Origin of the sequence: Verrucosispora sp. WMMD703, from assembly GCF_049178935.1 — a bacterium.
GTDB lineage: Bacteria > Actinomycetota > Actinomycetes > Mycobacteriales > Micromonosporaceae > Micromonospora > Micromonospora sediminimaris.
The window spans coordinates 5,200,009-5,211,569 of sequence record NZ_JBMHMM010000004.1 but is presented as its reverse complement, the minus strand read 5'-3'; the positions used below and the strand labels follow the sequence as shown (position 1 = coordinate 5,211,569).

The 11,561-nt window shown below is 73.0% G+C and carries 10 protein-coding genes and 1 riboswitch; of the genes, 3 read left to right on the top strand and 7 right to left on the bottom strand.

Features of this window, described 5'->3' with window-relative positions; all coding sequences use genetic code 11:
- Window positions 1–193 precede the first annotated feature (193 nt).
- From ACN26Z_RS24130 to ACN26Z_RS24115, 4 genes are all read right to left on the bottom strand, one after another.
- Window positions 194–1,297: a coiled-coil domain-containing protein gene (locus tag ACN26Z_RS24130; RefSeq protein ID WP_093401325.1), complete on the bottom strand. Its 1,104-nt coding sequence runs from the start codon at window positions 1,295–1,297 to the stop codon at window positions 194–196.
- Window positions 1,298–1,301: 4 nt separating this feature from the next.
- Window positions 1,302–1,433, bottom strand: a riboswitch (cyclic di-AMP (ydaO/yuaA leader).
- Between the two features lie 152 nt (window positions 1,434–1,585).
- Window positions 1,586–2,503: a cation diffusion facilitator family transporter gene (locus ACN26Z_RS24125; protein ID WP_421463511.1), complete on the bottom strand. Its 918-nt coding sequence runs from the start codon at window positions 2,501–2,503 to the stop codon at window positions 1,586–1,588.
- Between the two features lie 91 nt (window positions 2,504–2,594).
- Window positions 2,595–4,709: a HelD family protein gene (locus tag ACN26Z_RS24120; protein ID WP_421463510.1), complete on the bottom strand. Its 2,115-nt coding sequence runs from the start codon at window positions 4,707–4,709 to the stop codon at window positions 2,595–2,597.
- An 88-nt stretch (window positions 4,710–4,797) separates the two neighbouring features.
- Window positions 4,798–5,721 (bottom strand): alpha/beta fold hydrolase, encoded by a 924-nt coding sequence (locus tag ACN26Z_RS24115; protein ID WP_282237265.1) that lies wholly within the window; start codon window positions 5,719–5,721, stop codon window positions 4,798–4,800.
- A 148-nt stretch (window positions 5,722–5,869) separates the two neighbouring features.
- Between ACN26Z_RS24115 and ACN26Z_RS24110 the strand changes: the two genes are divergently transcribed.
- On the top strand, window positions 5,870–6,526 hold the full coding sequence (locus ACN26Z_RS24110; protein ID WP_421463509.1) for a carbonic anhydrase: 657 nt from the start codon (window positions 5,870–5,872) through the stop codon (window positions 6,524–6,526).
- Between the two features lie 76 nt (window positions 6,527–6,602).
- Here ACN26Z_RS24110 and ACN26Z_RS24105 read toward each other — a convergent pair whose 3' ends face one another.
- On the bottom strand, window positions 6,603–6,932 hold the full coding sequence (locus tag ACN26Z_RS24105) for a hypothetical protein (protein ID WP_093401320.1): 330 nt from the start codon (window positions 6,930–6,932) through the stop codon (window positions 6,603–6,605).
- A 305-nt stretch (window positions 6,933–7,237) separates the two neighbouring features.
- On the opposite strand from ACN26Z_RS24105, the gene ACN26Z_RS24100 reads away from it, so the two are divergent.
- Together ACN26Z_RS24100 and ACN26Z_RS24095 are read left to right on the top strand one after the other, a co-directional pair.
- Window positions 7,238–7,729 carry a DUF3145 domain-containing protein gene (locus ACN26Z_RS24100; protein ID WP_210940138.1) on the top strand — a complete coding sequence of 164 codons (492 nt, stop codon included), beginning with the start codon at window positions 7,238–7,240 and terminating at the stop codon, window positions 7,727–7,729.
- A 61-nt stretch (window positions 7,730–7,790) separates the two neighbouring features.
- Window positions 7,791–9,524: a glycoside hydrolase family 3 protein gene (locus tag ACN26Z_RS24095; RefSeq protein ID WP_421463508.1), complete on the top strand. Its 1,734-nt coding sequence runs from the start codon at window positions 7,791–7,793 to the stop codon at window positions 9,522–9,524.
- A 32-nt stretch (window positions 9,525–9,556) separates the two neighbouring features.
- Here the strand turns inward: ACN26Z_RS24095 and ACN26Z_RS24090 are convergent, their stop codons facing one another.
- Together ACN26Z_RS24090 and fabF are read right to left on the bottom strand one after the other, a co-directional pair.
- Window positions 9,557–10,186, bottom strand: a complete 630-nt coding sequence (locus ACN26Z_RS24090; RefSeq protein ID WP_282237268.1) for a lipoprotein — start codon at window positions 10,184–10,186, stop codon at window positions 9,557–9,559.
- Window positions 10,187–10,334: 148 nt separating this feature from the next.
- Window positions 10,335–11,561, bottom strand: a complete 1,227-nt coding sequence (fabF, locus tag ACN26Z_RS24085) for a beta-ketoacyl-ACP synthase II (protein ID WP_282237269.1) — start codon at window positions 11,559–11,561, stop codon at window positions 10,335–10,337.

Below are 11,561 nucleotides of genomic sequence, written 5' to 3'. Positions count from 1 at the left end.
CGCCGCCGGGCCTGGCGATTCGCTCGTTCATGGCGTTCCTCCCGTTAGCGGACAAATACCGCTTCCTGGTACGACGGTAACCAAGGAGGCGCGTCGATGCGCGCCGAAGGGACGGTGCCCCGCCGGCCAACGGTGAAACGCAGCGCCGGGTGAACCGCTCGTGAAGAGCAGTTCACCCGGCGCGACGAGGAAGTCAGTACACCGACAGGTGGACGTGGTTGGTGTGGTCGCTGGACGGGTCACCCCGGGCGCCGCTGTACGACTTCCAGCCGCTGCTGGGCAGCCAGATCTGCCTGTACCAGATCACGTAGAGCACCGCGAGCCGGTCGGCGTTCTTGACGAAGTACGCCGCCAGGTTGTTGCCGTAGGTCCGGTCGCCTCCGGTCGCGTCCCCGCCGAAGCCGTTCTTCTGGGCGGCGAAGTCGCAGGCCCGACCCTTCGGGTGCTCGCCCGAGCCGCCGGAGCGGTAGCAGGAGACGTACCGGGTGAAGCCAGCCGACTTGGCCTGCTTCAGCGCATGCAGGGTGCGTGGGGTGATGCAGCCGTTGGCCGGGGTGGGGTCGTTGACGCTGCACGACTCCGAGGGCCACGACCCGTCGGAGTTGCGGGGAGCGGGCTTGGCGGTGGGACTCGACCCGCTGCTCCGCGACGGTGACCGGGCGGCCCGCTCGGCGGCCCTGGCCCGTTCGGCCGCCTCGTCCCGCTCGATGGCCACGGTCAACGCCCGCTCGGCCTGGTCCTTGCGCTTGGCCATCACGGCCACCTGCTTGCGCTGCTCCTGGATCTCCACGTCCAGGGCCTGCTTGGTGGCGCTGACCTCGTCCCGGGCCACCTGGAGCTCACGCAGCGCGCGATCCTCGTTGGCAGCCACCGCGTCCAGCGCTGCCGCCCGGTCCATGAAGCCGGCCGGTGAACCGCTGTTGAGCAGAGCCGACGCGGCGCCCAGCCGCCCGGTGCGGTACGCCTGTGCGGCGATCTCGGCGACCTTGGTGCCCCGCTCGGCGACCTGACTCTCGGTCGTCTTGAGCTGCTCGGCAAGCTTCTTCTGGCGCTTGACCGAGCGGTCGAGTGCGGTCTTGGCGTCGAGGTAGCCCTTGCTGGCGGCCTCCAGTTGGGCCCGCAGCGCCGGGGTGCCACCCTCGTCGTCCACGTCGCCCGGGGCAGCCGCCCGCAATGGCGGCGATGCCGCGGCGGCGGGGGTGAAGGGGGCCAGCGCGACGCCGAGAGTGAGGGCGAGCGCGGCGGCGATCAGGGCCGCCGTACGGGCGGCCGGTCTTACCGTTGCCACTGCTGGCATGCACGTTTCCTTCCGTCAGCCGCCGACCGGGTTAGCTGACGGGTTCGGGACGGAAGATCCCTACCGCTGACGCGGATACACCCCAGGAACCTGGTTCCCCGGTTCGCCCTGGCGGGCGATTAGGCGGCGGCCGCCGCCGGCACCTGTGGGTGCCGCCTGGCGGAGGCCGGGTCCGAGCCTACCGGTGCCCATGTGACCGGTGCAGCTGCTGTTACTGCTGGTGTTCAGTTGTTGACTAGTAGAACAGACCAAAAGCGGACAATGACCCCTTTTCTCTGATTCTTCCGGTCACCACTGCGCCGCCCCGCAGTGCCCGGGATCCGACCGCGGCTCGATCTGGAGGGTCGCGTGCTCGATCTGGAAGTCCTCGTGCAGCGCCGAGCGGGCCGCCGCCAGCACGGCGCCGACGTCGGCGCCCGGTCTGACGGTGAGGTGCGCCGAGGCGACCTCCATGCCGGAGGTCAACGTCCAGACGTGCAGGTCGTGGACGCCGGCCACGCCCGGCACCGCGGCCAGCCGGTCATACACCGCGGTGACCTGAAGGTGTTCCGGAGCGGCCTGGACCAGGATGCGTACCGCGGCCCGGCCCAGGCGCCACGTCCGGGGCAGGATGAACGTGGCGATCGCGGTGGCCACCAGAGGGTCGGCCCACCACCAGTCGGTCACGGCGATCAGCAGGGCGGCCGCGATCACGCCAAGCGAACCGAGCAGGTCCGCCAGCACCTCCAGATACGCCCCGCGCAGGTTGATGCTCTCCCGCGCCCCCGGACGCAGGAGGGCGAACGCGGCGACGTTGGCGAGCAGGCCGAGTGCGGCCACCACCAGGACCGGGCCGGCGAGCACCTCGGGCGGATCGCCGATTCGGCGTACCGCCTCGACCAGCACGTACACCGCGACGCCGGAGAGCAGTACGGCGTTGGCCAGGGCCGCGAGCACCTCCAGTCGGTAGAGCCCGAAGGTGCGTTGCGGGTCCGTGTCGGCCCGACGGGTGGCAGCCACGGCCGCGAGGGCCATCCCGATGCCCAACACGTCGGTGAACATGTGCCCGGCGTCGGAGAGCAGGGCCAGCGAACCGGTCCGCAGAGCGGTGCCTGCCTCGATCACCATCAGCGCGCTGAGCAGGGCGAACGCTGCCCACAGCCGGCCGGAGTGGCGGTGGGCGGCGTTCGACACCGCAGCGTGGTGGTGGTCATGGCCGGCGCCCACCCAGACACCTTGCGTCGTCCGCCGGACCGGGGACGGAGCTATGCCAACATCGCTATGTATGCAATCGTCGGGCGGGTCGCGGTGCTCGGGTTCACCCGGCCGGGTCGACGGTGGTCAACCGCTGGGTGGCCCGGGACAGGGCGACGTAGAGGGTACGGACACCGGAGCCCGGCTCCGCCCGGATCTCCGCCGGGGCGACCAGCACCACACCGTCGTACTCCATGCCCTTGGCCTCCAGGCTGGTCACCACCTGCAACCGCTGCCCGCCCAGCGCCCCCAGCCAGGCCGCGACCTGGTCCCGTCGGGGCACCGGAGTGATCACGCCGACGGTCCCCTCGACCTCGCCGAGCAGGGCGCTGGCGGCTGTCACGACTGTGGTCTCCAGCTCGGGCGCCGGCACCTCGAGCTGGAGTGGATCGATCCCGGTGGAACGGACCGCGGTGGGCAACGCGAGATCCGGGTACGCCCGCCGGATCTCGGCCGCCGCCACCGCGAAGATCTCCGCCGAGTTGCGGTAGTTCGTGGTGAGCGTGAAGCGGTGCCGGCGGCGGCGCCCCAGCGCCTGGTCGCGGGCCCGGGCCAACTCCTGTGGATCTCCCGTCCACGCGGTCTGCGCCGGATCACCCACCACCGTCCAGGACGCCAGCCGCCCGCGCCGGCCCACCATCCGCCACTGCATCGGTGAGACGTCCTGGGACTCGTCGACCACCAGGTGGGCGTAGTCGCGGTAGTCCTCAGGGCGTTCCCGGGCGGCCTGCCGGGCAGCCCGCTGCCGGTCGGCAGCGGTGCTCAGCTCACGTACCCCGCCGGCCAGCTGGAACGGGTCCCGTTTCGGGCGGGCGGGACGCATCGGCTTGCCGAGCAGCGCGTCCAACTCGTCCAGCAGCGCGACGTCGGCCACGGTCGGCCCGTCCGTGGCCAGCTCCCGGTACGCCGCACCGAGCAGCCGGATCTCGGCACCGGAGAGCAGGCCCCCGCCGTACCGGCGCAGCCGCTGCGGTTCGGCCAACCAGGCGAGCACGTGCCGCGGATGCAGCCGGGGCCACCACGCCTTGAGGAACTCGCGGAAGTCCGTCCGGTCGATCAGCTCGTCCTCGAAGGCACGCTGTTCGGGCAACCCGGCGATGCCCAGCCGGCGAGCCTGCGCCCAGAGCGCGGCGAGCACGCCGTCGAAGCCGGCCCGACGCACCTCGTTGCGGCGGGCGCCGCGGGGCAGCGCGCGGTCCCGGATGGCGTCCAGCTCGGCCCGCTCCAACCGCAGCAACGTGCCCCGGTACAGCAGGCGCAGCTCGGTCGGGGAGTCGGGGACCGCGTCCCGGGCCGCCCGTTCCAGCACCCGGCGCATTCGCAGCGAGCCCTTGATCGCCGCCACCTCGGGCGGGTCGGTGCGGGTGGCCACCACCCCGGGAAACAGGGTGCCCAGCGAGCGCAGGGTGGCGGTGTCCTCGCCCAGCGACGGCAGCACCGAGGCGATGTACTCGACGAAGACCGAGGAGGGACCGATCACCAGGATGCCGCCTCCGGCGTACCGGCTGCGGTCGGCGTAGAGCAGGTACGCCGCGCGATGCAGCGCCACCGCCGTCTTGCCGGTGCCCGGGCCGCCGGAGACGAGGGTCACTCCCGAGCCGGGGGAGCGGATCGCCTCGTCCTGCTCGCGCTGGATGGTGGCCACGATGTCCCGCATGCCCCGGCCGGTGGTCCGGGACAGGGTGGCCAGCAGCGCGCCGTCGCCGACCACCGGCATGTCCGTCGGGGCCGCGTCCGGGTCCAGCAGGTCGTCCTCGATCCGGGTGACCCGCTCCCCGCTGGACTGGATCGTCCGACGCCGGACGACGCCCAGCGGCTCGGCCGGGGTCGCCCGGTAGAAGGCGGCGGCAGCCGGGGCCCGCCAGTCCACCACAAGCGTGGTGGCGTCCTCGTCGCGGATACCGAGTCGCCCGACATACAGGGTCTGCCCGTCACGCAGGTCGAGTCGGCCGAAGACCAACCCCTCGTACTCGGCGTCGAGCACATGGCGTCGCTGCGCGGCGTGGAAGACCATCGCGTCGCGTTCGACAAGCGCACCGAAGTTGCCGACCCGGGCCAGCCGGTAGCCCTCCCGTTCCGCGCGCACTGCCGATCGGCGCAGCTCGGCCAGTCGCGCGTACACCCGGTCGAGATGCCGTTGCTCGGCGGCGATCTCCTGATCCAGGGTGCTCTGATCCACCGCTCGCTCTCCTCGTGACGCCGCCTGGCCAACCGCACGAGATTACGCCCCGCCGCCGAGCTGGGCGGAACGGCATTGGGCGGGACGGTCAGGCGTGGACGCGCCGCTGGGTCGGTAGGTCGTCCAGGACCCGGCGCAACACGCCGGCCAGGGCGGCGTTGACCTCCTCGGGACGCTCCATCATCAACATGTGTCCGGCACCGGGGCAGACGGTCAGCTCGGTGGCGGGCAGCGCGGCGGCGATGGACTGCGCACACGGCGGCGGGGTGAGCCGGTCCCGGTCGCCGACCAGCGCCGCCGCCGGCAGGTGAGCCAGCGCGGTGAGCGTGGCCAGCCGGTGCTGGGTGCCGATGGAGGCGCGGAACCCGCCGATCGACCGCAGCGAGGCGCGGGCCACCGCCGAGGTGACCAGCCGGATGTCCGTGGCGTCGCAGCTGTCCCCGAACAGCATCCACCGGATGCTCGGTCGGAGCGCGCGCAACAGGGCGCGAGGCGGTCGCCAGGCGCCGCAGCGGGCGAGAACCCCGGCGCCGGTGGTCTCGGCCAGCCGGATGATCCGGGCGATCCGGGGAGAAAGGCCGTAGACGGTGTGGGTGTGCCCTTCGGCGGTGGTGGAGACGAAGACCAGACCGGCGGTGCGTCGGGAGAAGTGGTCCGGGTGGCGGTGCGCGTACTCCATGATCGTCATGCCGCCCATCGAGTGGCCGACCAGCACCACCGGGCCGGTGGGCGCCACCGCGTCCAGCACCGCGGCCAGGTCGTCGCCCAGTTGGGCCAGGGTCGCCGTGGGCAGCGCCATGCAGCTGGACCGACCGTGCCCACGCGCGTCGTAGGTGACCACCCGGACCGAGCCGAACGTCTCGCGGAGGGCGTCCAGTTGCCGGTGCCAACTGCGCCCGTCCAGGGTCCAGCCGTGCAGCAGCACGGCTGTCACCTCGGCGTCGACCGGCCCGGCAATCTCGACGTGCAGGCGTACGTCGTCGCCCAGCCGTACCTCGGTCGGCTCCGGCATCGCCACCTCCCCACGGCGCACGGATGCGTAACACCGGGGATACCCGGTGGTAACACCGGCTACCCGTCATGACAACACGCCAACCGGGCTGTTGAGAAGATCTCGTCGATCGGCTCCGCCCGGGCAACGGCCCGGCCAGGCTGAGGACATGGCAATCACGGGGGGAGTACCCGCCGGTTCCGCGCTGGCCGGCCAGGCCCGCGGGGGCACGCCGCGCGCGGCCCTGGCCGAACTGCTCGCCGGCAACCGGCGCTTCGTCAGCGGCCAACCGGTGCACGGCCACGACGTGACCGCGGCGGCCGCGACCGCCTCCGGCGACCAGCAGCCGTACGCCGTGGTGCTGGGCTGCATCGACTCGCGGGTGCCGTTGGAGGCGATCTTCGACCAGACCTTCGGCTCGATCTGTGTCATCCGCACCGGGGCGCACGTGCTGGACCGGGCGGTGCTGGGCTCGATCGAGTACGTGGTCGAGGTGTTGGGCGTAGCGCTGGTGATGGTGTTGGGCCACGAGCGGTGCGGCGCGGTGCAGGCGACCGCCGAGTCGCTGCGTGCCGGCCGGCGTCCCGCCGGCGCGCTGGCCCATCTGGTCGACCGGATCACGCCGGCTGTCACCGAGGTGGGGTTGGACGAACCGAACCTGCTGCCCCTCGCGGTCCGCCGGCACGTGGTCCGTACCGTGGCCGCGCTGCGCGCCGACCCGAGGCTGGCGCCGCCGGTGGCCGCCGGCCGGGTCGCCGTCACCGGAGCCGTCTACGATCTCGCCACCGGTGAGGTCGCCCTGCTGGATCCGCCGGACCGGGCGTGAGACGGCGAACGCCCGCCGGGGGCGACCCGACGGGCGTTCACAGGTGGTACGCAGCGGGCGCGGCGCCCTCGGCCGATCAGGCCTCGAAGACGCCGGCCTCGACCAGGCGCTTCTCGGTGGCGTCCCAGCCGTCACCCGGGTGGGCGGCGTTGAGACCGTTGAGCTCGGCCCGGATCTTGGCGGCGTGGCCGGCGGCAGCCAGCACCCGGATCTCCTCGATGAAGGCCTCGGAGTCGGTGCGCAGGTGCGCCGTCCTGCCGTTGGTGAGGTTCCGCACGTAGGCGTGCTTGCCGCCGTTGAGCGGGATCACGTACTTGAACTCGCCCAGCACGCTGAGGGCGCCACCCTGGCCAGCCTGGCCGGCCCGGACTGACGCGCGCGCGGTCTTAGAGGTGTTGCTCGCCACGGAGGTACTCCTTGCAAGACGTACGGAGGACGGAACGTCCGGGGGCTGTTGCGGGGGCCGTCAGAGGCGAGACCCGCGGAGGCTTACGCGGCACAGGCCGCCGATGGAACTGTACACGACCCACGATGCCGGCTGGTCATCGCGGCGTCACGAGGTGGAACCGCGGTCACCTGTCCGGGTATTCCGAGCGGCGGATTTTCCGATTCCCTGGCGTACCATCCGTCACACCAGTCATCATGTGTTCCACAAGCCCGGATCGGGCGAGGTCGTAGGGGAAGACGCACCTCGCACTCCGGGAGGTCACCGTGCCAACGCGTGGCGTCGTATACGTCCACTCGACCCCGCTCGCCGTGTGCTCGCACGTCGAGTGGGCGATCGCGCGCGTCCTCGCCGCGCCGGTCAACCTGCAGTGGACGGCTCAGCCCGTCGATCCCGGCGCCCGCCGGGCCGAGTGCGGGTGGTCCGGTAGCCCGGGAACGGGCGCCGAGTTGGCCGCTGCCCTCCGGCAGTGGCCCATGATCCGTTTCGAGGTCACCGAGGAGCCCAGTCCCGGGGTCGACGGCGAGCGCTTCATGCACGTGCCAGGCCGGGGCCTGTTCCGGGCGACCGTGGGGGCGGCCGGTGACATCCAGCTCGGCGAGGACCGGCTGCGCAGCATCATGGCCGGCGCGCGGGCGCCGGAGGCCCTGGCACACGCCCTCGACAAGGCGCTCGGCACCGCGTGGGACGCCGAACTGGAGCCGTACCGCCACGCCGGGGACGGTGCGCCGGTGACCCTGCTCACCCGGGTCGGATAGGCAGGTCCGGCCGTCCACCCGGGCCCCGGTCGAGTTGCCCGGTACGCGGTGAACTGGTGGGATGGTCCGCGTGTCGACTACCCCTCGGCGCGTCGCCACCGCGCTCGTCCTGGTGACCGCGCTGCTCGTCGCCGGCTGTTCCGAGGCCGGCCAACGCCCCTCGGCGGGCCCCGCCTCGACCCCGGTCACGGAGCCCGCGCCGCCGTCGAGTGTGCCGCCCGAGGACCCGGCCACCCGGGCCGCCGCCCTCGTCGCCGAACTTGCCGACGAGGACCTGGTCGGCCAGGTGCTGATGCCGTACGCGTACGGCGACCACGCGACGAAGGTGTCTTCCGGTTCGGCGGCCGGTAACCGGGCGCTGGCCGGGGTGGACACGCCCGCCGAAATGGTCGAGAAGTACCGCCTGGGTGGGCTGATCCTGGTGGGCTTCAGCGCGGACGACCCCACCCAGGGCAACCAGGAGACGACAAACGTCGACAACCCGAAGCAGGTCCGCAGGCTCACCACCGGGCTGCGCGAGGCCGCCCGGCGGCTGCCCGCCGGCGCGGCGCCCTTCCTGATCGGCACCGACCAGGAGTACGGGGTGGTCACTCGGATCACCGATGGGGTCACCATGCTGCCCAGCGCGCTCGGTGCCGGTGCCGCCGGTGACCCGGACCTGACCGAGGCCGCCTGGCGTGCCGCCGGCACCGAACTGACCGCCATGGGCATCAACGTCGACTTCGCGCCGGTGGCCGACGTGCTGGTGAAGCGCAGCACCGTCATCGGGTCCCGCTCGTTCGGCTCGGATCCGCAGCGGGCGGCCGACCAGGTCGGCGGCGCGGTACGCGGGTTGCAGACCGCCGGGGTGGCAGCCACTCTCAAGCACTTCCCGGGGCACGGCCACAGCGCCGTCGACTCGCACAAGGACCTGCCCCGGCTCCCGCAGTCCCGGGCCAAGCTGGCGGCCGAGGCGTGGCCGCCCTTCTCCGCCGGCATCGAGGCCGGCGCGCTGGCCGTGATGTCCGCCCACCTCGACGTGCGCTCGGTCGACCCGGGCGTGGCCGCCACCTTCTCGTACAAGCTGCTCACCGAGGTGCTGCGCGGGGAACTCGGCTTCCAGGGCGTGGTGATCACCGACGGGATGAACATGCCGCCGGCCCGTCGTTTCCCGCCCGGTGAGGCGGCGGTGCGGGCGCTGAAGGCCGGCAACGACCTGATCCTGATGCCGCCGCACGTCGGCCAGGCGTACGAGGGGCTGCTGACCGCGTTGCGCGACGGCACACTGCCCCGCAGCCGGCTGGTCGAGGCGGCCACCCGCGTGCTGACCATGAAATTCACCCTGGGCGACGCACCCGCACCGGAGTTGTCCACGCTGGGCGCGACGGCACATCGCGAGGCGGCCGACGCGCTGGCGGCCGGCGCGGTGACCGTGCTGCGCGGCCGGTGCGACACCACCGGCGTCCGTGGTCCGGTGACCGTCACCTCGTCGGGCGGGCGGGCGCACACCCGGGCGGCGTTGACCGAGGCGCTGACCTCGGCCGGCGTGCAGGTGGTGCCCAGCGGTGGCACTGTCGTGCATCTGGTCGGCTACGGCGACGGCGCGAAGGACCTGCGGAGCGACGCGGCCGTCACCGTGGCCATGGACACCCCGTACGTGCTGGCCGAAGCGAAGTCGGCCACGCTGCTGGCCACCTACTCGTCAAGCCGGGCCTCGATGACCGCGCTGGCCGACGTGCTTGCCGGCGAGACCCGTCCGACGGGCCGTTCCCCGGTCAAGGTGCCCGGGCTGCCCGCCACCACCTGCGCGGACTGACCCCGCCGGGCCGGGGGCCGCGCCCCTTCGGGTCAGGGTGCCGCGACGAGGGTGTCGCGGGCCAGCCGGTACGCGGGCAGCACGTCGAGCGGCTCACCGAGGCTGGTGCTGCTCGCCTCGACCAGGACCGTCCGGTCGGCCACCGTCACGGCCAACGCCCACTCCCGCACGTCGGAGTCGGTCAGCGCCCGTCGGCTGAGCCAGGTTGCCTCCACCACGTCGAGGTCGCCGGCGCGGGTCTCGCGGTACTGCTGGCCGCTCGACTCCGGTTCGGCGGTGACGAACGCCTCCAACGCCTGCCGGGCCGGGGTGCCTGCGCCGTCGGCCGTCCAGACCCGCAGGAAGCCCGGTACCACCGCACGGCCGTCCACCTCGCAGCGCACGGTCGAACCGCCGCGTCGGGTCAGCGCCTCGGCGACCGCGTCACCCAGCTCGTCGGTGGGGTCCGGTGTCTCGATCGGCTCCGCCTCCCAGCCCTCGGCCAGCTCGAAGGTGACCGGCAGCGGGCAGGGCGCACCAGCGCCGACCGTGCCGGCGGGTGCGGCGGCGGCCACCTCGTCGTGCCACGGCTCTCCGGTCGCGCCGCCGGCACCCTCCCCGGTGCCGCCGCACCCGGCGAGCAGCCCGACGGTCAGCGCCGCCGCGATCGTCCGTCGTCCCACGTACCCAACCCCCGTCAGTGATCGACAAGGGAGCCAGCAAAGCGGTGTCCCGAGTGGAAGTCAAGTCGCCGGGGCGACCACTGCTCGCCGGTCCGGGAGTGCCGGGAAACACCGCGGTCGTGGCGGGTTTCCCGACACCCGCGTCGGCTCAGGGCCGGGTGAAGACCAGCGCCACGTTGTGACCGCCGAAGCCGAACGAGTTGTTCAGCGCGGCGGGCACGTCCATGTGCCGGGCCTTGTTGGCCGCCACCTCCAGGGTGAGGCCGTCGTCCGGGTCGTCCAGGTTGATCGTCGGCGGCACCACGCTGTCGCGGATGGTCAGGATGGTGGCGATCGACTCCAGTGCGCCGGCCGCGCCGAGCAGGTGACCGGACATGGACTTGGTGGCGGTGAGCACCGGATGGTCGCCCAGCGCTGCCCGCAACGCGGTGATCTCCGCCAGGTCGCCCACCGGGGTCGAGGTGGCGTGCGCGTTGACGTGGACGATGTCGGACTTGGCCACGTCCGCGTCGGAGATCGCCTTGGCGATCGCCCGGATCGCGCCGGCACCCTCCGGGTGCGGCTGGACGATGTCGAAGCCGTCGGAGGTGATGCCCGCGCCGGCGAGCCTCGCGTACACCCGGGCATTTCGGGCGGCGGCGTGATCGGCGCGCTCCAGCACGATGACGCCGGCCCCCTCGCCGAGTACGAAGCCGTCGCGGCCCTTGTCCCACGGGCGGGAGGCCCGCTCCGGCTCGTCGTTGCGGGTCGACATCGCCCGCATCGAGGAGAAGCCGGCGATCGGCAGCGGGTGGATGACCGCCTCGGTGCCACCGGCCACCACCACGTCGGCGCGGCCGGCACGGATCATGTCCAGACCGAGCGCGATCGCCTCCGCGCCGGTGGCGCAGGCGCTGGCCACGGAGTGCACGCCCGCGCGGGCACCCAGCTCCAGGCCGACCCAGGCGGCCGGACCGTTCGGCATCAGCATCGGGATGGTGTGCGGGGAGACCCGCCGCGGACCGGACGCCTCCAGGACGTCGTCCTGGGCGAGCAGGGTCAGCGCCCCGCCGATGCCCGAGCCGACGCTCACGCCGAGCCGCTCCGGGTCGAGCCCGGAGTCGGCCAGGCCGGAATCCGACCAGGCCTGGTGGGCGGCGATGAGCGCGATCGCCTCGGAACGGTCCAACCGGCGCAGCTTCACCCGGTCCAGCAGGCCAGCCGGATCGACCGCGAGCTGGGCGGCGATCCGGACCGGCAGTTGCGCGGCCCACTCCTGGGCGAGCGAACTCACCCCGGAGCGGCCGGCGAGCATGGCGTCCCAGGTCGACGCGACGTCCCCGCCCAGCGGGGTGGTCGCGCCGAGCCCGGTGACGACGACGTCGATGCGACTCAT

Bases quoted from the DNA above. Each gene is read 5' to 3' on its own strand.
- ACN26Z_RS24110 (WP_421463509.1), top strand. From the start codon at position 5,870: ATGGCAATCACGGGGGGAGTACCCGCCGGTTCCGCGCTGGCCGGCCAG.
- ACN26Z_RS24130 (WP_093401325.1), bottom strand. From the start codon at position 1,297: ATGCCAGCAGTGGCAACGGTAAGACCGGCCGCCCGTACGGCGGCCCTG.
- fabF (WP_282237269.1), bottom strand. From the start codon at position 11,561: ATGAGTCGCATCGACGTCGTCGTCACCGGGCTCGGCGCGACCACCCCG.
- ACN26Z_RS24115 (WP_282237265.1), bottom strand. From the start codon at position 5,721: ATGCCGGAGCCGACCGAGGTACGGCTGGGCGACGACGTACGCCTGCAC.
- ACN26Z_RS24095 (WP_421463508.1), top strand. From the start codon at position 7,791: ATGGTCCGCGTGTCGACTACCCCTCGGCGCGTCGCCACCGCGCTCGTC.